The sequence below is a fragment of the Dyadobacter beijingensis DSM 21582 genome (assembly GCF_000382205.1).
In the GTDB taxonomy this organism is placed as follows: domain Bacteria; phylum Bacteroidota; class Bacteroidia; order Cytophagales; family Spirosomataceae; genus Dyadobacter; species Dyadobacter beijingensis.
In genome coordinates this window covers 204,766-225,040 of record NZ_KB907792.1, presented here as the reverse complement: position 1 = coordinate 225,040, position 20,275 = coordinate 204,766, and the positions used below count along the sequence as shown (strand labels likewise).

General features: G+C 51.0%; 20 protein-coding genes. 7 read left to right on the top strand and 13 right to left on the bottom strand.

Annotation, left to right across the window (positions count from 1 at the left end):
• Positions 1 to 2 precede the first annotated feature (2 nt).
• The 4 genes from H144_RS0129315 to H144_RS0129300 all read right to left on the bottom strand — a co-directional run bounded on the left by H144_RS0129315 (position 3) and on the right by H144_RS0129300 (position 5,701).
• Positions 3 to 2,828, bottom strand: coding sequence for a vWA domain-containing protein (locus H144_RS0129315; protein WP_026351094.1), 2,826 nt, complete (start codon positions 2,826 to 2,828; stop codon positions 3 to 5).
• A 109-nt stretch (positions 2,829 to 2,937) separates the two neighbouring features.
• Positions 2,938 to 3,738: a cupin domain-containing protein gene (locus tag H144_RS0129310; protein ID WP_157505240.1), complete on the bottom strand. Its 801-nt coding sequence runs from the start codon at positions 3,736 to 3,738 to the stop codon at positions 2,938 to 2,940.
• Between the two features lie 125 nt (positions 3,739 to 3,863).
• A complete protein-coding gene (locus H144_RS0129305; RefSeq protein WP_019945700.1) occupies positions 3,864 to 4,616 on the bottom strand; it encodes a LytR/AlgR family response regulator transcription factor in 753 nt (250 codons plus the stop codon).
• A complete protein-coding gene (locus H144_RS0129300; RefSeq protein ID WP_019945699.1) occupies positions 4,613 to 5,701 on the bottom strand; it encodes a sensor histidine kinase in 1,089 nt (362 codons plus the stop codon). The genes H144_RS0129305 and H144_RS0129300 overlap by 4 nt, the downstream gene beginning before the upstream one ends.
• Before the next feature lie 105 nt (positions 5,702 to 5,806).
• Here H144_RS0129300 and H144_RS0129295 point away from each other — a divergent pair, with 105 nt between their 5' ends.
• Complete coding sequence (locus H144_RS0129295; protein WP_019945698.1) at positions 5,807 to 6,529, top strand: 3-keto-disaccharide hydrolase; 723 nt, start codon at positions 5,807 to 5,809, stop codon at positions 6,527 to 6,529.
• Between the two features lie 24 nt (positions 6,530 to 6,553).
• Here the strand turns inward: H144_RS0129295 and H144_RS0129290 are convergent, their stop codons facing one another.
• On the bottom strand, positions 6,554 to 6,967 hold the full coding sequence (locus tag H144_RS0129290) for a hypothetical protein (RefSeq protein ID WP_019945697.1): 414 nt from the start codon (positions 6,965 to 6,967) through the stop codon (positions 6,554 to 6,556).
• Positions 6,968 to 7,069: 102 nt separating this feature from the next.
• Between H144_RS0129290 and H144_RS0129285 the strand changes: the two genes are divergently transcribed.
• The 3 genes from H144_RS0129285 (at position 7,070) to H144_RS0129275 (ending at position 8,917) form a co-directional block, all read left to right on the top strand.
• Positions 7,070 to 7,321 (top strand): hypothetical protein, encoded by a 252-nt coding sequence (locus tag H144_RS0129285; RefSeq protein WP_019945696.1) that lies wholly within the window; start codon positions 7,070 to 7,072, stop codon positions 7,319 to 7,321.
• Complete coding sequence (locus H144_RS0129280) at positions 7,269 to 8,054, top strand: ATPase (RefSeq protein ID WP_169409443.1); 786 nt, start codon at positions 7,269 to 7,271, stop codon at positions 8,052 to 8,054. Before H144_RS0129285 ends, H144_RS0129280 begins: the two co-directional genes overlap by 53 nt.
• Before the next feature lie 104 nt (positions 8,055 to 8,158).
• Positions 8,159 to 8,917, top strand: coding sequence for an ImuA family protein (locus tag H144_RS0129275; RefSeq protein ID WP_019945694.1), 759 nt, complete (start codon positions 8,159 to 8,161; stop codon positions 8,915 to 8,917).
• Here the strand turns inward: H144_RS0129275 and H144_RS0129270 are convergent.
• The 5 genes from H144_RS0129270 to H144_RS0129250 all read right to left on the bottom strand — a co-directional run bounded on the left by H144_RS0129270 (position 8,895) and on the right by H144_RS0129250 (position 11,833).
• Complete coding sequence (locus H144_RS0129270; protein WP_019945693.1) at positions 8,895 to 9,767, bottom strand: CE1 family esterase; 873 nt, start codon at positions 9,765 to 9,767, stop codon at positions 8,895 to 8,897. The two genes, H144_RS0129275 and H144_RS0129270, sit on opposite strands and share 23 nt — an antisense overlap.
• Positions 9,768 to 9,846: 79 nt before the next feature.
• Positions 9,847 to 10,236 carry a VOC family protein gene (locus tag H144_RS0129265; RefSeq protein ID WP_019945692.1) on the bottom strand — a complete coding sequence of 130 codons (390 nt, stop codon included), beginning with the start codon at positions 10,234 to 10,236 and terminating at the stop codon, positions 9,847 to 9,849.
• A 7-nt stretch (positions 10,237 to 10,243) separates the two neighbouring features.
• The gene (locus tag H144_RS0129260) at positions 10,244 to 10,852 is read right to left on the bottom strand and encodes an HI_0983 family protein (protein ID WP_229208031.1); all 609 of its coding nucleotides are present in this window, start codon (positions 10,850 to 10,852) and stop codon (positions 10,244 to 10,246) included.
• A 128-nt stretch (positions 10,853 to 10,980) separates the two neighbouring features.
• Positions 10,981 to 11,490, bottom strand: coding sequence for an SRPBCC family protein (locus tag H144_RS0129255; protein ID WP_019945690.1), 510 nt, complete (start codon positions 11,488 to 11,490; stop codon positions 10,981 to 10,983).
• A 1-nt stretch (position 11,491) separates the two neighbouring features.
• On the bottom strand, positions 11,492 to 11,833 hold the full coding sequence (locus tag H144_RS0129250; protein WP_033403440.1) for an ArsR/SmtB family transcription factor: 342 nt from the start codon (positions 11,831 to 11,833) through the stop codon (positions 11,492 to 11,494).
• Between the two features lie 270 nt (positions 11,834 to 12,103).
• Here H144_RS0129250 and H144_RS0129245 point away from each other — a divergent pair, with 270 nt between their 5' ends.
• Positions 12,104 to 13,615, top strand: a complete 1,512-nt coding sequence (locus H144_RS0129245; protein ID WP_026351090.1) for a Y-family DNA polymerase — start codon at positions 12,104 to 12,106, stop codon at positions 13,613 to 13,615.
• A 54-nt stretch (positions 13,616 to 13,669) separates the two neighbouring features.
• Positions 13,670 to 16,897, top strand: coding sequence for an error-prone DNA polymerase (locus tag H144_RS0129240; RefSeq protein WP_019945687.1), 3,228 nt, complete (start codon positions 13,670 to 13,672; stop codon positions 16,895 to 16,897).
• Here H144_RS0129240 and H144_RS0129235 read toward each other — a convergent pair whose 3' ends face one another.
• On the bottom strand, positions 16,898 to 17,662 hold the full coding sequence (locus H144_RS0129235; RefSeq protein ID WP_019945686.1) for an oxygenase MpaB family protein: 765 nt from the start codon (positions 17,660 to 17,662) through the stop codon (positions 16,898 to 16,900). It lies immediately after the preceding gene.
• Between the two features lie 769 nt (positions 17,663 to 18,431).
• Positions 18,432 to 19,088, bottom strand: coding sequence for a T9SS type A sorting domain-containing protein (locus tag H144_RS0129230; protein WP_019945685.1), 657 nt, complete (start codon positions 19,086 to 19,088; stop codon positions 18,432 to 18,434).
• A gap of 186 nt (positions 19,089 to 19,274) precedes the next feature.
• Here H144_RS0129230 and H144_RS0129225 point away from each other — a divergent pair, with 186 nt between their 5' ends.
• Positions 19,275 to 19,571, top strand: a complete 297-nt coding sequence (locus H144_RS0129225) for a hypothetical protein (protein WP_019945684.1) — start codon at positions 19,275 to 19,277, stop codon at positions 19,569 to 19,571.
• Between the two features lie 5 nt (positions 19,572 to 19,576).
• On the opposite strand, the gene H144_RS0129220 is transcribed toward H144_RS0129225, so the two are convergent.
• Entirely contained in the window at positions 19,577 to 20,185 is a 609-nt protein-coding gene (locus tag H144_RS0129220) for a c-type cytochrome (RefSeq protein WP_019945683.1), read from the bottom strand.
• Positions 20,186 to 20,275: the final 90 nt, after the last annotated feature.

Here is a 20,275-nt window from a genome sequence, read left to right as displayed (position 1 = left end):
CGCTATTTCCCGGCCAGTTTCTTCGCCTGGGCTTCGAGGATCAGTTGCAGATCGGCGCTGGAGTCGGTGACGTGGGCGTAGGAGCCCTGGCCGAGTTCGCTTAGTTTTTTGAGTTTCTGGCCCGTGTGTTCGTTGCGGCCGAAAGTGAAAACGCTCAGGTAAACGTCCTGCCGGGCATTCTGACAGATCATATCCATCACTTCGTCGCTTACGGGAAATTCGCCGTCGGTGGCGAGCACGATGCGGTTGTTGCCGGCGCGGATATATTGCTTGTTGGCCGTTTTGTAGGCAAGCTTAATGCCCTCGTTCCCGTCCGTATCGCCATCGGATTGCAGCAGGTCGATCATGCGCGAAATCTCGGCGGCTTTGGCTCCCGACGTCGGTTTCAGCACCACCCGAGCCTTGCCCGAATAGAGCACGATCGAGATCATATCCTCCGGCCGCACCAGCGTCAGCAGCGATTTGATCGAGCGTTTCAGTAAAGGCATTTTAAATGGCGAGTTCATCGACGACGACACATCCAGCAGCAGCACCATATTGTTCGGAGCGAACCCTTCCAGCGAGCGGGTCACGTTTTGCAGCTGCGCATTGCGGTCCACATACACGGTATCCACGCGCACGCGCTCCACGTATACGGTATCTCGTTTCGCCTGCGCTGCGGATGTGTTCGCGGGGATGGTCGCAGGTGCGCCCTCGTTCGTGAGCGGACGCGTGTCTTCGCGTACGGGAGGTTTTGGCGCGGCCGTTATTTCGGCATTGCCCGTCTGTACCCGGGCTGTATTTTCAACGGGCGGGGCAGCCGGCTTCTCGATCCTGGGCTGCTCATTTACTGGCGGTTGCACCGCTGCTTTTGGCGGTTTGGTGCGTTGAAATGCAAACACGTCAGGCTGGTTAATGGTCTTCAAAAGCCCCGCTTTCGAGAGCTCGATGAAGTTGTTGTATTGATACACCAGCTCATTGTTGTAGAAGTAATAAAACGATTCATACGGATGCGCCGCGTAACCGGGAGAAGCAGGCTTGTATTGCTGCACTTTCTGCGCAAAACGGCCTGCATTGGCGCCCAGATCCTCATATGGGGTGTAGGGACAAAGCCCGTTGCTCCGCCCGTAACGTTGCAGGCCCTTCATGTTCTTGTATTCATCGGCGATGAGCCGGCGGCTATTGGCTTCCAGATCGGCCGTTTCGGGCAGTTTGGCCGCTTCGCCTTTGAGGTAGTCGCGCACACCGAACATGGCGTCGTGGCCGTTGTCCATCGTTTTCAGCATGGCACTACCGGCGATGTACCAGGAGCTCGCCGGCGTTGCATTCGGGTAACTTTCGTGAATGCGGCGAATGTCGTTGTAGAGCATCTCCTTCTTTTTATCCATGATATCAAAAAGGACGACATAGCGGTCCAGAATGGCGTCGGAGCGGCTCAGCTGGTCTTGAAGGTATTGTTTTTCAGAAGTATAGCGGACCAGCTCGATACTCAGGCCGTCCATTTCCTGCATCACATTCATCAATACCTCCGCCTGGCCGGTGACCTGCTTGCGGTAAGGCTCCGGCAACACACTGCTCCCGGCGAGCAGCAATGCATATTCCGATGATGGCACTTTGAAGTCCGCATGCGAATAGCTCAGGGTCGCCCGCTTCTGTGCTCTGGCGGGATCGCGGTAGTATTCCGCCGAGCCCTGGTAATTGCGGACGATCATTTGCAGCAAATGCATTTGCCGAAGCGATTCGTTGATCCAGTCGATGTATTGATTTAAAGTCTTGATCAATGCGGCACTGGCGGGCGCGTTCGCGTTTTTGACATTCAGCGGCTGAAAAGCTTTGTCCTGAAACGGCGGCGTGCCCTTCGCGGATGAAGCGGCCACGCCGGCATTTTCCGCTTTCATGACCGGGCTGAAAAAAGGATAATTCAGCAGTAGGTACTTCGGTTTGCTATACCCGACAAATGCCTTGTAAAATTCCAGCATATCATGGTTAAACTGCTCTACCAGCGACAAATAGACCGCATTCCCATGTTCCGCTGATTGCTGCGCCGCGAAATTGTGATCGTCCAATGCCCGCCGTTTGATATCCTGCATGGCAATGAGCGCCGATTTAAAAGAGCCTACCATATCCGAGGCCGGGTATTCCAGCTGTGATGCAGTGTTTCCGATGGTGGCTAGTGCCTTCTCGTCGTCGAGCATGCTCTGCCGCACGAGGGCAGCGGGCCATTCGGCCTTTGTTTCTGCATTCAAATAAAAAGGCAATGCCTCCAACAGCCGTTGCTGCGAAGCGATCACCTCCCCCATTGCCCGCTCGGTCACCATGTAGGGATCGGTAGCCGGACGGTAATGAATGTCGGTATAAATGGCCTTGATTTGCATGTAAAGCGCATTCTTATCATGCGCATAACGCTCAAAAAGCGCCTGCATTTCCCTGACCAGTACGTCGGACCTTTTGAGATTATCGCGTTCGTAGTCCTTCAAACGCACATAGGTTTCCAGCGCTTTGCAGGTCTCGTCCAGGTTGTTCAGCACTTTCCAGACGTTTTCGAGCCCCGCATTGAGCTGCTTCCGCTTCCCTGCCTCCACCCCGAGGCCGCGTTGCGCTTTTTTGTAGTAATATTCTTCCAAAGGTCCCGACGACGGCAATCGCAGGCCATAATCGGTCCTTTTACGGTAGCGCGCCACATCTTCCTGGTAGCTTTGAAGCATTTTGAACCGCCGGATAACCTGTTCCGACGACTGGCTCAGAAATTCGATGTAATGGTTAAGCGAAGTCTGCGGCGCTTCCTGCTGCGCGGCCACCGGGCTGATGATGAATGCAAAAAGAATGGTCAGGATGGAGAATCGCCTCATATGTAATTTACTGGAAGTATGTGTGTTACCGAATGCGCGAAGGTCGGGATTTTTACCCGAAAACCGGCGCAACGCATACTTCCGTAAAATAAATCAACATGTCGGTTTCCTAAACAGACAAACGCGGCGCCTGCCTCCCGGCACTTTGCAAATACCCCGTCAGTTCCGAAATATCAACTTTCAACATGCGGCTTTTGAAGAGATCGGCCTTGTATTTGAAGATAAAGTTGCGCAGCGACATGCCCGTCTGGTTGAGCACACAAAGGTTAGCCACATCCTCGGAAATATTGAACCGCATGAGCAGCTCCGGCACACGAATGTTCTTGTTTTGGTGCAGTTCTTCGCGCAGGTAATCGATGATCGCCCCGGCGAGGTGCTGACGCGCCTCTACCTTTTTGGTTTCAAAGTTATTACGCGCTAAAATGGTGACGATCAGATCAATGCTGCCCCTGATGAGCTTATTATGCGAGGTCGGCTGCTGCGTAACTTCAAAAAGGATCTGGTTAATGAGGTAAGTAGCCGTTTGGGCATCGCGCTCATTCTGCAAGGGGCTACCCTGCGTTAGGCGCGCGCTTTCGCACAAATGCTCGGCCTGCTTGTAAATGTCGGCGAAATCGGGGCTGGATTCTTTTTTCTGCAAAAAATCGTCGGCGAGCCAGGTGTCGAATGCGATGAGGAAAATCTCGGCATTGTCGTCCTCCTGGAAAATGGGATGCTGCCCCGGCCGGAGCAGAATCACGCCCTGGGGACGGTATTGGTAAAGCTTGCCGTCCAGACTGAAATGCCCCTCGCCCGCGCGGATGAAAATAACCCGGTAATGCGGGGTCAATTCATTGTGGGTTTCCCAAACGCGGGTTTTGCATTGAAGCAAATGGTACTTTTTGTGGGCATTAAACTGGATGACGGACATAACACAAACCTCCTGCTGTTTGTGTACAATTTGGCCAACCGGGCCCTGGAATGAAAATACAAGTTGCGGAACGCCCGTTTTCGGGCGTTGAAACGGCAATTTTAAATGCGGAAGTCAACGAAAGGTTATTTACCGAGCCAGTTTTTGAACTCCGTCATACGCTCGGAACTCACGAAAATCTCCTGCGGGGCCGCCGGGCTAAGATCGATTTTCAGCTTTCCTGCCGAAATCGCGTGCATTTCACGGATGGCGCGCAGCGAAAGCAGCATCGTGCGGTTAACCCGGAAAAACCCGGCCGGGTCCAGGATTTGAGACAGTTTTTCGAGGCTGTACTCGACCGCGAAATGCCGGCCATCGAACAGCCGCAGGAAAGTGGCGCGCTCTTCGATCGTGAAATAGGCGATTTCGGAGGTTTTAAAACTGAATATCCGTGCCCCCGCCGTCACCAGGAAGCGGTCTTTGTATTTTTCCACCGGCTCCGCATGCGCATACTCCCCGTGTCCGGTGCCGTTCAATGCCTTGATTTTCCGGTATTTGTTCAAAGAAGCCTGCAATTCGAGCGGATTCACGGGTTTCAGCAGGTAATCGATGCTGTGCGTTTTGAATGCGCGGAGCAGATAATCGTCAAATGCGGTGGTGAATATGACGGGGATCATCAGGTCCTGGCTCTCGATAATGCGGAAACCGTTGTCGTCTTCAAGGTGAATATCGAGAAAAATGAGGTCCGGCTGTGTGAGAGAGGCATTCTGAAGGTAAGAGATCGTTTCGAAAACCGAGGGGATAATGGCCAGCACCTGAATGGACGGATCGATATTGCGGATCAGGTTTTGCAGCCGTTCCGCACTCAGTTCTTCATCCTCCACAATCAGTACATTCATGACAACAAGGGAATTTTCACGGTAAAATGCGTGGCAGTTTGTTCAACGACCACGTCTTTGTCCTGCAAGAGTTTATACCTGCTGACGATATTCTTCAAACCCAGACGCGTCGTCTGCTGATCCTGTTGCCTGAGCTGTAACGGATTACTGACGACCAGCGACTGATCTTCCTTTTTAATACTGATTACCAAAGGGTTAGACAGCGACATGGTGTTATGCTTCACGGCATTTTCGACCAGCAGCTGCAAGGTAAGCGGGATAATGGAATACTTTTCCTGGTCCGCCGCCGTAATATCCGATTCCAGCACTACCTTTTCCTTGAACCGTGTGCGCAGCAGGTACATATAGGTATCCAAAAATCTGATTTCTTCCTTCAAACTGATCTTATCCAGCTCCGATTGTTCCAGGATATACCGGTACGCCGACGACAATTCCTGTATAAACTCCCCCGACTGCTCCGGCCGCGACTCCACGAGCGACGACAGCACGCTGAGGTTATTGAAAAGGAAATGCGGGCTGACCTGGTTTTTCAGGGCTTGAAACCGCGCATGCAGATTCTCCTTCTCCAATCGCTCCGAGGCCACGAGCAGCTTCTTCATTTTTTCCTGCACCTGGTTGCTCACACACAGGTAGTACGCCGCGATAAGCGCGAGGATCGTGAGTGCCTGGCCTGCTCGCCAGCGCGTACGTATCACATCATGCGCCCGAAGGCTGCCCCATGCCGGCCTGGGCACCGGATTCCACCATTGGCTCATCAGCCCCCAGGTACGAATGAGGATCATGTGAAAAATAAAAGCGAGAATGACGGCGGGAATGAGCGCGATGAGCTGGTCGCGGATGCTGAATGCGGGATTCTTATCGGCCCCGGTGAAAGCGGCCTGCTTGCCCAGGAACCAGTCCATCAGGTAAATCCATGCCGTATAGAAAACCGTGCTGATCAGGATTTCCAGCAAAAACAGGGGCAGGTTGCGCGGGATCGTATAGTAATATTCCGGCGGGACATTAATGAATGTCCGGAGCGGAATGTAAACGAGTGCAAGGGCGAAACCCAACAGCCATTTTTGCCCGAAAAGATAAGGCCGCATAGTTAGGTAGTGAGATTTGGAAGCCCTAAAAATAAGGCAATTTCATGAAATTTTATCAGTATTTTGCAGGACAGAAACTTCCCGGAAACATTAAAATTAAACCCTATGACCCGTTTTTTCATCACTGCAATGGCGGTGTTATTTTCGTTCAGCACTTATTCACAAGCCCTTAACACACTTACTGCCGCCGAAAAAAAGGAAGGCTGGAAGCTGCTTTTCGACGGGAAGGACCTCAAAGGCTGGCATGCCTATAACGGCAAAACGCCGGGTTCCGCCTGGATTATCGAAGACGGGGCCATCAAGCTGAACGTACCCGAGAGGGCTGGTAACAAAGCCAAAAACGGCGGCGACATTGTGATCGACGACGTGGTGAACGGCGATTTCGAGTTCAAAGCAGAATGGAAAGTGAGCAAATATGCCAACAGCGGCATTTTCTTTTTTGTACAAGAATCACCCAAAAACAAAAATATGCACGATACCGGGCTGGAATTGCAGGTAATCGACGATAAGATTTATGAAGGCGCCCGCGAAAACACCCACCGTGCCAGCGACTTTTTCGGCATCGCGAACGCACGTCTGCGCGAAGGCAATCCGCAGGGAGAATGGAACAAGATTCATTTTATTGTCAAAAAAGGCAAACTGACGGTTTATCAGAACGAATTCATCGTGCAGGAACACAACCTGAATGGAGAAGATTGGAAGCAGAAAGTCGCGAACAGCGGCTTAAAGGCGGCGCCCATCGCTAATGGCAACTACAACGGGCGCATCGGATTGCAGGATTGGGGCAGCACGGTGTGGTACCGTAACATTAAACTGAGAAAATTGTAAGAAGCGGGACACGTGCTCCGCTTTTCAACCACCTTTTAAAAACCGCTCCTGCTGTACCCAACGTACGCAGGAGTCGGCCCCCACGCGCCGTACGAAGCTGAAATACATATCGGATGTGCATCCGAGCACGCCTACATACGTCACCCCGATCTTCGGATATTTTCGCACGATGCTGTCCGGCAGCGTAATCTGGTTGGACGGGCTGCTTACGTAATAGGGCACGTAGGTCTGCGCACCGGTGGTATCTTTCAAAGGGGCAATCACCCAATCCAGCGCAATGGAAGAAGGCGTATCGGCCGTCAAAACAAGCCCGCCATTCCCCGTATAACAATCCGTAGGAACCGACACCTGCTCCACTTGCAGGCAGCTATCTCTTTTATCAACATTCTTATCGCTACAAGCCAGCATAACAGCGGCCAGGATCAGGATTTTTTTCATGGGCAGATGGGTTTAGCGGATGACACCACGTGTAAATTATATGGTTGCGGTGCCGCTCCGGCAAATTGCTAATTTCAACAATTATCTTTAATTTCGGTCATTATGAAACAGGGCAAAACGAAATATTTAAGCTATATAGAGGAAACTCCCAAGCATTACAGCGAGCTGCGGGATCTGGCCAAAATAGCTGCGTCGAAAGCTGTTACCAGTGCCAAGGCCCATAATTTGCCGGTAACTTTCGTGGAAGATGGCTGGATTGTTCGAGAGGACGCCACAGGTAATCAAATCAAGGTTTCTAAAATTGACAAGCTCCCTCGAAAAACAAGGCCCGGTGCCAAATTCCGACTACCTTAAAGGACGGCGATTAAGAGTTTTTGCAGGTCCTAATGGTTCCGGGAAAACCACCATTTTCAAGCAAATCGCCGAAAAGTTCGACATTGGATATTACATCAATGCCGACGAATTGGAAATTCAATTAGTCAATACAAAACAAGTTGAGCTCACGCCCTTCGGCCTGACCGATTTGCAGCCGTCTGAATTCGAACATTTTCAGCACGGGCATTCCATCTTACAAAAAGCAACCCAAAGCGGCTTCCGCCTCAATCTGAGCTATTCGATTGAGCAAAATTCCATTATTAACCTGAACCAAAGTTTAGGCACATATTCATATGAGGCGGCTCTGATTGCAGACTTTCTGCGGATCAAGCTAATAGAAAGAGGCAAGAAGCTTACTTTCGAAACGGTCATGTCACATTCTTCAAAACTGGATATTTTTCGTTATGCAGCGGATAATGGGTATCGGGTGTATCTGTATTTTGTCTGTACGCAATCGGCAGATATCAATGTTGCCCGGGTTTGTCAGCGGGTTGGCCAGGGCGGGCACGATGTAATGGAAGAAAAGATCAGGAAACGTTATCTATCCTGCCTGCAATTGTTGAAGCCTGCTGTAAAAAACACTTTCCGATCCTTCATTTGGGACAACTCACAGTTAACTCCTGAATTGATTCTCGAAGTTGAGAACGGACAGGTTGTTACCCAGATTAGTGAAACCCTGCCAAACTGGGTGGAAGAATTTCTTCTTGAATAGCAATATCCCCTAATTCTCTTTGCTTCAAATTCGAATATTAGCTATTTTTGAGATCACATTCTTGGTATTTTAAATATCAAAAGTCAACAGCTAAACGTTCCCCCATGCGCCTTACTGCCCCGAAAAACGGCTTGTTCGATAGGCTGCAAGAAGATATTCTTGCATTGCAGGGGCTTAGAACGCCTGCCGGGGCGAGGCAGGTTGATTTTGGGTTGGGGGAAATGAATGCGGCCTTCCCGAATGCGGCCTTTCCGACGGGTGCGGTGCATGAATTTATCAGCACGAGCCCGGAAACGGCGGCCGCCACCACCGGATTTATGGCCGGGTTGCTGGGGAAACTGATGGGGGAATTTGGAATTTGCATCTGGATCGGGGTCAAACCGGTCGTGTTTCCGGCAGCATTGAAAATATTCGGTATCGAACCGCATCGGCTTATTTTCCTGGATCTTCCAAAAGAGAAAGATGTGATCTGGGCCGTAGAGGAAGCATTGAAATGCGAATCGCTGGCTGCGGTCGTGGGCGAGCTGCGCGAAATCACATTTACCGAATCGCGCCGGCTGCAACTGGCCGTGGAGCAAAGCCGGGTGACGGGTTTCCTGCACCGCACAAGCCCGCGCGCTGTGAATACGCTCGCGTGCGTGTCGCGCTGGCAAATCACGCCTATGAAAAGCGAACTGGAAGAAGGCATGCCCGGCGTGGGCCATCCGCGCTGGCATGTGCAACTACAAAAAATCCGTAATGGTGAACCCGGCGAATGGGAAATGGAGTGGCTGACCGGCGGCTTCGCATATATCCGCAAAGACGAGCCGGCGGAGACGCCTGTTTACCAGTTACCCAATATCATTTACCCAACTGCCTCTTGAAAAATTTCCACGACTCTTCGAACATATCGAAGTCGGTCACAAACTCGTGCTTGCCGTTGACGACTTTCAGCAATGTTACCTCCGGCTTCCCGTTCTGCTTGTAGGTATATTTCTCGACGGTGATGTTGTTGGAGGTATCACCATCCGGCATGACCGACTTCACCGGCTCGCCCGAATATCCATCGAGTTTGGCCCAGTATTGAAACGATTGGTCGGTCGACCGTACCGTTCCGAGCGTCACGCCCGGCGTATTCACTTCTCCGCCATTGTACGGGTTGGTTTGATCCGCCGTTCCGTTCGTGATCATCACCGGAATGGGTATGTTCATCGGTGCGCAATCCATATTTGCATCCGTAGGAAGATTGGCCACTACTGCCGAAACGGCCCGTATTTTGCCCGGCATCGTTAATGCCAGTTTGTAGGACATATGCCCTCCACCTGAAAAGCCCGTCGCGAATACCTGCTTTCTGTTGATTTTATACCTGGTCGCAAACAAATCGATCAATGCCTCAAAAAAAGCTTCTTCATTCAGGTTCTGCACATTAGCGACTGCCGTGGAAGCCTTACGGCATTCATTCCAGTACCGCTTATAGCCTCCGGGATATACAACCAGGAAATTATCCTGCTCAGCCAGCGATTCCAGTTTAGCACCCCGCCGCACAATACCCATCGGTTCCCCTCCCGAGCCATGCATGACAAATATCAAACTCGCTCCCGGCTTTACTTTGACAGCGGGATTGTAAGCAAAAACACGGTAATACCCGTCGATTTGCAAGGAATCGAGCACGTGTTGCGATTGCGCACTGAATGCGGAAACGAGCAGGAAAGCGGAAAGGAGATACTTGAACATGGGCCTTAATTTGGGATTATATCGTCCATGCAAGTTACATAGCGGCACGAAATCCTCCTCAAATACCTTGCAATTATTCTCAAATCCGGCTTTCAAACATCCAGACATGCCCGAACGGGTCAACCACATCGCCTTGCCGGTAGCCATAATCATAATCCTGCGCCGGAGAACCAATGCGCGCTCCCGCCTCTATGGCGCGGGCCATGTAGGCGTCGACGTCGTCGACAAACAACCCGATTGTGACCGTTGACCCCTGATGGCGCACGGGACTGAACGACCTCGGATTCCGCGTCTCTTCATGCAGATGAAATACGGCACCTTCGATCGACAGTTCGGAAACATGTATAGTCCCGTCGTCGTTACTAAACCGCCGCAGTTCGCTGGCACCAAGGCCATTGATATAAAAATCGACATCCCTCACACCATTCGGAATGAAAAGTTCGGGGGCAAAAATGGGGGTAGCTGCCATGCTAATACTACTTTTTAATATTGATTTCCGGTAACGATACCTTTGCAACATCCGCGATCACGGCTTTCCGTCCCGTTTTCAGTCCTGACAGGAAAGGTTTGATCTCACTCCCGTAAGCACGCGTGCTGAGCGCATACAGCAAAATACCTTTTTGTCCCGACTTCGCGGTGACCGCCTTGAAACGGTATACATCGTGCTCGTAAATGCTTTTTGCATCGTCGGCGGCCGTCTGCCCGAGCAGGCAATCGATGATTTTTTCACCCGTCGCAGCATTGCCGATCACCTCATAATTAACATCCAATGTCTTTTTCAACTGTTCCAATTCGCGCAACTTGGCGCGCACGGCATCATCGACGCTGGCAGGGCTGACTGCAAAATCGATGGTGATCATCGACTTGTAACCGGGCAAAGCATCGCCCGGAACGAGGTACTCCTGCTTATACAGCGATGCATCAGGGTGCGCCGACCAGGCCAGCTGGTAAGTTTTCTTCTGAAAAACAATGGGACCTGTGATACCCATATAATTGACGGCCGGCTTATTCTGACCAAAGCTATAAACCGAGGCCAGCAAAAGCGACGCTGCAACCAGCGGAATCATTTGAAATAACATTTTCATGCGTGTATGTAGTTTGGAGATAAACCTGCCCGCAAACTTATCATCTCATGCCACCAAACACAATGCGCAATGATCCGCAACCCGCACACAATTCCCCTGGGCCACAATATTTTGAGTTAACGGTTCCGCTAACCCTGCAACTTCAACAGATAAGTATCCAGTTGTTTGAAAGTACCTTCATATCCCTGGTTCATACTCGCATTCAGCTCACGGAAGGTTTTCTCCTGCTCCGGCGTCGCGTCGACGGGCTCCGCGTACAATTTGAGCGTGGTAACGCCGCCGGTTTCGGTCAGTGTAATGTTGTTATGCACTTCCAAAGGAAAATCGAACGGGAATGGCGACGTCCGGATATTGCCCCCGGCATCGGCGAAAGCGCTGATGAACGTGATCGAATCCGGCTGCCTGATTTCCCGGTAGCGAAACAGCGCCCACATCACCATCCCGCCGCTATCCAGCCTGTAATGTGTCACGCCGCCTTCCCGAAAATCGAAGTTTATCAGCGTCAATTGCGAACCCGAAGGTCCCCACCATTCTGCAAAGGCTTCTTGGGAGGCAAATGCCTTGAAAACGAGCGATTGAGGCGCATTAAACCGGCGTACGATTTGCAATGACGACTTTGAGGTTGCCTGGTTTTCCATACTATTGATCGGATTGAGTATTGTTTTGAATTCGGTTCAAATAATGATCAAGCGAGTCGAACTGCGTGTTCCAGAACTGACGGTACTGATCCACCCAACCGGCGACTTCTTTCAAAGTGTCCAGCTTAGCCTCGCAAAACCGTTCTCTTCCCTCCTGCCGCACCGACACCATCCCGCATTCGATCAACACCTTGATATGCTGGGAAACAGCCGGCCGGCTGATCGAAAAATTATCGGCAATGGCATTCAGGTTCATCGACTGATACGCGATCAGGTTAATGATCTGCCGACGAGTTGGATCTGCAATGGCCTGAAAAACATCTCTTCTTGCTTCAACGGACATATATGTAAGTATTTGCTTACACAATATTAAATGTAAGTAAATACTTACGCAAATTTTCAGCGAGATTTTTTCAAAACCTGGCTAAAATCTTTTTGAGCGATGGCGCTTGTGGTGTAGTCATTGGTTTAAAATTCTGGTGTGTAAAATGATTTAAACAAAGCAAAAAAATCTTTGGCGATAATCGAAGCTTTTTGATATTATTGTAATCTGTTTTCAGATACTTTAAATACCATTCATTACACAACATACTTGTAATCAGATAAAAACAAAATGTCAAACCGCTTCATTTCGATATGGTTTCCAAGTTTGGCGACGGATCATTGGGTTCGTGTCAGGCCGGAATTGTATGGGATTGAATTCGCCCTGGCGGCACCTGAGCGGGGGCGGATGGTGGTAAAAGCCCTGAATGAGGCGGCGGCAGCGATGGGCATTGAGGCCAACATGGCAGTGGCCGACGCCAGGGCTATTTTCCCCGCACTGGTGGTGCTCGATGATAACCCGGATGCCGCACGGGAAGCCTTGCAGGCATTGGCGGAATGGTGTATACGTTACACCCCAACGGTAGCGCTGGACCCACCGGACGGGCTGATTCTCGACGTCACCGGATGCGCATACCTGTGGGGAGGCGAGCGCGCTTACCTGAACGACCTGATGACCAAACTGCACCAGGGCGGCTACCAGGTGCGTGCTGCAATGGCGGAGACGATCGGGGTCGCATGGGCGCATGCGCATTACGGGCGCCCGGGCACGATCATACCCGCTGGCGCACAGTACAATGCCTTGTTGCAGCTGCCACCGGCCAGCCTCCGGCTTTCGCCTGAAATCCTCGAAAAGATGCAGAAACTGGGATTCTACCAGATCCGAAATTTTGCCGGAATACCACCCAGGGTCTTGCGCAGGCGGTTTGGACAGGAACTGATCGATCAGCTGAGCAAAGCGCTCGGCTATTTGCAGGAGTTTATCGAACCGGTCCGGCAGGCGGTACCCTACCAGGAGCGGCTACCGTGCCTCGAACCGATCGTCACGGCTACGGGCATTGAAATAGCCCTGCAAAAACTGCTGGAAATGCTCTGTGAACGTTTGGCCAAGGAAGGAAAGGGGCTTCGCAGCGGCATGCTCACCTGTTTTCGGGTGGACGGCAAAACCCAGCAGATCGACATCGTTACCAACCGCGCCTCCCATCATGTCAGGCACCTCTTCAGGCTTTTCGAACTGAAAATCAAAACCATTGCGCCAGGATTCGGCATTGAACTATTTATACTGGAAGCACCTGAGGTGGAGGAGATTAACACTATCCAGGAAACAATGTGGGATACCACGGGAGGCTTTGAGAACACGGCGATTGCGGAGTTGCTGGACACGGTTTCCGGCCGGGTCGGAACCGGGGTGATCCAAAGGTATTTACCCGATGAACACCATTGGCCGGAAAGGTCGGTCAAAATGGTCGCTTCATTGCAGGAAAAACCTAAAATCGGGTGGCGTACCGACCGGCAGAGGCCCGTTTTCCTACTCCCGAAACCGGAAATGATCTTCGTAACCGCCCCGGTCCCCGATTATCCGCCTACCGCGTTCAGGTATAAGGATAAGGTACATTATATCGATAAATCCGAGGGGCCGGAGCGCATTGAGCAGGAATGGTGGCTCCAACGGGGCCTGTACCGCGATTATTACACGGTAGAAGACCAGGAAGGCCGGCGGTACTGGCTGTTCAGGCTGGGGCCATTTGTGGAAGAAAAAGAAGAAAAACAGGCAGAATGGTTCATACACGGCTTTTTCGCCTGAATCAACGCTTGGGGGAAACAAGCTTTGTCAGAAAGCAAATTACACTTCATCAACATGAATTATACGGAGTTACAGGTCACGACCAATTTCAGCTTTCTCCGGGGCGGATCGCACCCCGAAGAACTGGTTGGCCAGGCCATTGCACTGGGTTACAAGGCCATTGCCATTACCGATCGGAATACGCTCGCAGGTATCGTACGTGCCCACGCAGCCACGAAAAACACGGATTTCAAAATTATCCCCGCCTGCCGCCTCGACCTGCTCGATGGCCCCAGCCTGCTCGCCTACCCGACCGACCGGGAGGCTTACAGCCGGCTCTCATCTCTGCTCACCGAAGGAAATTTACGGACCGAAAAAGGCAAATGCGACCTCTACAAAGCCGATGTGTACCGCCATGCCGGGGGAATCAAATTCATAGCCGTAGCCCCGGCTGCGTTGAACGAAGCATTCGATTTTGACCCTTCATTTGCCCAAAACCTGAAAGAATACCGCGAAAAATTGGGCACAAACCTCTACCTGAGCGCTGTACGATCCTACCAGGGCGACGATATGAAGAAGCTTTACCGGCTGGACCAGCTCTCGAAAAAGCTGGATATTCCGCTGGTGGCTACCAATGATGTGCACTACCACAATCTCCAACGGCGCGAGTTGCAGGACGTACTTACCTGCGTTCGTGAGAAATGCACCATTTACAATGCCGGTTACCGCCTGCACGAAAACGCCGAACGCTACCTGAAACCCGCCGCTGAAATGCAGCGGCTATTTTCCAGATACCTGGAAGCCATTGCCTGCACCCAGGAAATCGTCGATGCCTGCCAGTTTTCATTGAGCAGTTTGAAATATGTGTACCCGGAGGAACTGACCACCGAAGGACGGACGCCATTGCGGGAATTGGAGATACTGACATGGCAGGGAGCAGCCGAGCGGTTTGGCGAATGCATCCCCGAGCAGGTGGAAGAAGCCATCGAGTACGAGCTGACTTTCGTGCAGGAAATGGATTATGCCCCCTATTTCTTGACGGTTCACGACATTGTCAGGTTTGCAAGGTCGCAGAATATACTTTGCCAAGGACGCGGTTCGGCTGCCAATTCGGTCATTTGTTACAGCCTCGGCATTACCGCCGTCGATCCGCTGAAAATCGATCTTCTTTTTGAACGCTTCATTTCCTCTTCCCGCAACGAACCACCTGATATCGACGTGGATTTCGAGCACGAACGGCGCGAAGAGGTGATGCAATACATCTATAACAAGTACGGCCGCGACCGGGCGGGCATTGTCGCGACGGTGACACAGGTGCACCAGAAAGGCGCCGTACGCGATGTGGCGAAGGCCATGGGCATGTCGATGGACGCCATCAACCGCCTTTCGGGCTCGCTATGGGAGTTTACAGACGAGTGGTTCGATGGGAAGATCATTTCCGATCATGGTTTTAACCCCAAGGACCCTCATTTGCTCAAAATCCTGGACCTTACAAGGCAATACATAGGCTTTCCGCGCCAGCTGGGCCAGCATACGGGCGGTTTTGTGATCACCCAGGGCAAGCTATCGGATCTCTGCCCGATACTGAATGCCCGAATGGAGAACCGGACCTGCATCGAGTGGAATAAGGATGACATCGATACATTGGGTTTCCTCAAAATAGATATCCTCGCGCTCGGTATGCTTACCTGCATACGCAAGGCATTTGACCTGCTCAGAAAGCATTATAACATCGATTATAATCTTGCGACCGTTCCGCCGGAAGATAGCAAAGTATACGATATGATCTGCGAGGCGGATACGATCGGGGTTTTTCAGATTGAAAGCCGGGCGCAGCAATCCATGCTGCCCAGGCTCAAACCGAGGAAGTTTTATGATCTTGTAATTGAAGTTGCCATCGTGCGGCCGGGACCCATTCAGGGGGATATGGTACATCCGTATTTAAGGCGAAGGGACGGCTCGGAAGCCGAAGAATATCCAAGTGAGGAACTTCGAAAAATCCTGGAAAAGACAAAGGGCGTTCCCTTGTTTCAGGAACAAGCTATGAATATTGCTATTGTAGCCGCCGACTTCACGCCTACCGAAGCCGACGAGTTGCGACGGAGTATGGCCACTTTCAAGGCCAAAGGTGTTGTGTCAAAATTGAGGGATAAACTCGTGAGCGGGATGATCAGAAAGGGCTACGACAAGGATTTTTCGGAGCGTATTTTCAAGCAGCTCGAAGGTTTCGGAAGTTACGGTTTCCCCGAAAGCCATGCCGCCAGCTTTGCCTTGCTGGTGTATGTTTCCTCCTATATTAAATGCTACCACCCCGATGTTTTTGCCGCTGCACTGCTCAACAGCCAGCCAATGGGTTTCTACCGTCCTGCGCAGATCGTGATCGATGCACGGAATCACAAGGTTAAAGTGCGGGAAATCGATATTAACCATTCTTTTTGGGACAATACGCTTGAAAACATCCCGGACGAACAATGCGCGCTGCGGCTGGGATTCAGGCAAATCAAAGGATTAAGGGAAGAGGAAATGCAGCTGCTGATCGACGCACGCACACAGCCTTTTACCCACATTCACCAACTGCTCGAAGCCGGTATTTCCGCTTCCGCACTGGAAAAATTGGCCGACGCCGATGCGTTCCGCTCCATCGGCTTCGACCGGCGGCAGGCATTTTGGGAAGCCTCCGCATTGGCCGACAGGCCCACCGGCCTTTTCGAAGGATTGGCCCCCGCAAGCGATTCCGAACCCGGTGTAGAATTGCCGCAAATGACGCTTTCTGAGCACGTTATTCACGATTATGCTTCCACATCCCTGTCGTTGAAAGCGCATCCCGTGAGCTTTGTCCGCGGACAGCTGAATGTGCTGGATGTGGCCCGAAGCTGCGATCTGGAACATATTCCCGACGGAAAAATGGTGAAAGTAGCGGGGCTGGTGCTCGTTCGGCAGCGCCCGGGCACGGCCAGCGGCATTTGTTTCATTACCGTGGAAGACGAAACCGGCACGGCGAACCTCGTCGTTTTCCAGAACCTGTTCGATACGTATCGTAAAGAGGTGCTGCGATCGAAGCTCTTGATGGTCGAGGGGAAGGTTCAGAAGGAAGGCAAGGTGATCCACGTAGTAGTGAGCCGGTGTTTCAACATGTCGGGACTGCTGCGGAAACTCGGACCCACCCAGGCACAGGAGCCGGACGTACTCACCTTGTCGCGGGCAGATGAAAAGGATGAATATGACTCGCTGGCCAAGGCCCGGAAAACTCAGCGCAGAAACCTGCAAGCGGAAATATTTCCGTCATCGCGGGATTTCCGGTGATTATTGCTCCACTACATCGAGCTCGGTCACCTGTGTCTTGTAGTTTTCAGGCAAAAGGGCATCGCGTAAAAACATCCCGAAACCCAGCATACCGGCGAATTTGTAAAACGGCAGCAACGCATCCACCAGCCAGGCGCTACCAAGCCCGAGCAATGCATTCACGCGTTCGGGAACGAGGCGGGTTTGCACTTGCCGAAGCAAAAAATAGCGGTACCAGCCCAGATGTTTCCGGTATTGCCTGTACAAGTCGACGGTAAAATCGCTTTTGTGCAGATTTTCCTGCAAATGTTCCGCGCGCATCCGCTCAAACTCACGCAGGCTGACAGGTAGCCCGGCTATGCCCATTCCCTCGCCAACGGCCTGGAACACGGCAAAAGCTTCTTCCTTTTCAGCGCGGGTGAGGGTACGTTCGAGCAGTTCGTAGGAGCGGATCGAATAGTCGATGAGCATGAAAAGCACGTCGCGATACGCGCTGTCAGGTATGCGTGCATGGCGGCTGCGCTCGACCCCCGCGTGTATAGCCGCGATCTGGTGAATGGCACGCATGGCATCGTCATATTCCGAGAAAACGATCCGTCGCGCATAAGAAACGGTCGAAAACAGCCTGCCAAGTGGATCAGCCGGTAATTTCCCGGTAAAGTACAGCCAGTCGACCGACTTGTTCAATGCAAATTCGGCCGAAGCCCCCGCAAAAATAAACAGGATCGTATCCGCCTTCCCCCAAATCTCCCGCACAATGGAACCTTCTTGCACAAACCATTTCATCGTTACCGTTTTTATTCGTCAGATATAAAGTACTTTGCAATTCAAAGTAAATTAAAAATCTACATTTAAACAACAGTTTTCGCGCGCGGTTACTGAAAAATTACATACGTTTTCACCCGACGCGGAATTGGCCGGACTTTTCAAGAAGTCGTACACACAGCAGGCGAGCGCATAATGCCAGATAACACGATGCGCTCGCGCAAGAAGAAGGGATAACACCGGTTTTAATCCTTACACAGCAAATCGTGGATTAAAAAAGTGAGACAATAGCCCGTTCACAAACCTACATTTAGCTAAAACTAAAAAGTAAAGTATTTCAAACTAAAAAGTATTGAAGGCCATAAATCATTCTACATTCCATTTGGATTACCTCACACAAAAACGGATAAATCTAATCAGGAAAAATACGATAAGCGCGTAAATTAAAATACTGAAAATAAACATCTTACATATATAATTTTAGAGAGAAGGGGTTCACGTCACGACAAAAGATCAAAAGTAACCTGCCATCGCTAAACCAATATAAATCACTTCTATTCAAGCCAAATGCATTTTCATAACTATTTATTCATCGCGCTAAGAACCGGTCTTTTTCCTATTTTCAGCACCTTCCAAATAATATGACGCTGGTTCCTATACGACATACTACATAACTGTAATTATATTCATATTCAACGCATCACAATAATGATCACACTGCGCACACAAAAAATAACCTCCGAAAACTCGGAGGTTATTTACACAAATCGGAAACCTGGCTGTTAAAAAGTTATTTTAAGTTTTCGATACGATAACCGAGGTAATCATCAACGACCAGCTTGTAGTTCAATTTCCTCCTCGGGCTGCTGATGTGGACATTGTATGCTCCCTGCGCCAGTTTCGACATGTCGAACCACCGCCCATACGTCGGATCACTGGTTTTTTCGTAATAAATGGTGCGCAGATCGGTATCGATAATGCGGATATCGTAAGCTTCCTGCGTCGGGTTTTTGAGAATGACCTTCATTTTTCCGTTCTGCACGACATACACGTTCGACATCGCCGTTTTCAGATTCACTTCCGACGCCGGCAAATGCGATTCCGGCACCGCCACACTTCTGAAATCGGTACGGCTGTCGGCCACCAGATCATAGGCTTTTACTTTTTCGGACAACAATTCGCGCGCCATCAGCTTGCCTAACAGCTCATCGAACAGCCGCACATTCCGTTTGGTGAGCTTGATATACTTACGCGGCATCGACTCCTGATACAGCAAATGGTTACTTCCGTCAAAAAACTGCACGACGGTGTTCCGGGAATTCGGATCGGTGTGGACCTGCCAGTAACCTTTATCGGTCTCGACGTACGACTGTGCCGAAAGCGGCAGAAGAGCGGCCAGGCAAAATGCCGGCACAAGTAAAAGGGTTCGGATTCTCTTGATTTTCATGGCTATCTAAGGGTGGAAATATGTGAACAAACGACACAAAACCTGCTCAATGGGAAAGACTTTCCCACTCATTTCATTCCAATATCTTGATGGCCATCAATTTGTTACAATGAGAATATTTCGAAAATGAAAGTTGCAGTAAATGCAAAATCTTTTCGAGATTGGCGACCAAAACAATGGATTCCTATGGTTACGGTCACGCAGTTTGTGTATGTCAAAGAAGGTAAGGAGGAAATTTTCCAGCAATTCGAGTCGCTGGTGCTGCCGTTGATTCCTCGATATAACGGAAAACTGCTCCTGAGGCTGCGTTTGGGCCCGGAGCAGTTGATCGAAGGCGAGCTGGAAGCGCCCTATGAAGTACATTTGGTTAGTTTCGGGTCGGACGCGGACCTGGCCGCATACATGTCGGACCAGACCCGCGAGAAAAATCTCTATCTCAAAGAAGAGTCGATTTTAAAAGTGCTGACCGTCAGGCAATCCTGAATGGATCACGGCGCCGGCGGAATGTGCGACGGCACGACATTCGATACCGGTTTGATGGATTTCAAATAGGCAAAAATGGCGCGCATATCACCGTCCGCAAGATTTACGTAGTTGAACCACGGCATTGGCGGCAGCAGCGGCCGGCTGTTTTCGAGGCCTTTGAACTTGCCTTTGCGCATGGCCGTGTTGAACTGCTCGAACGTCCACGTCCCGATCCCCGTCTCATCGGGCGTCAGGTTCGCGGCAAAAGAGATGCCCCACGGGCCGGCAAATGCGGTACTCTGTCCATTAAACACAACCCATTCGCCGGTTTTGAGGATACTTTTATCGAATGTACCCAACGGCTGGCTGGCATTGTATCCCGACAGGAACCGGTCCATATCCGGCGCCGGGCCCTGCGGCGTCAGTTTCTTGGGCGCGTGGCAATCCGCACAACCCATAATGGTGACCAGGTATTCCCCTCTTTTAACCACATCATCACTCGAAGCGACCGACTGCTCATCCACAACGTCCGAAGACAAATCGCGAACTACCGCTCGGGAATTTTCAGGCTGCTTGTTAAATGCACAAACAGACCATACGGCCGTCGCGACGGCCAGGTAAACAAGTTTCATGGTGAATAGATTTTAAGTTTATCTGCCGACAAATTACCTACATGTCAATGCATTAATGCAATTTGTTGTTAGTAACCGGCAGCAAAACCG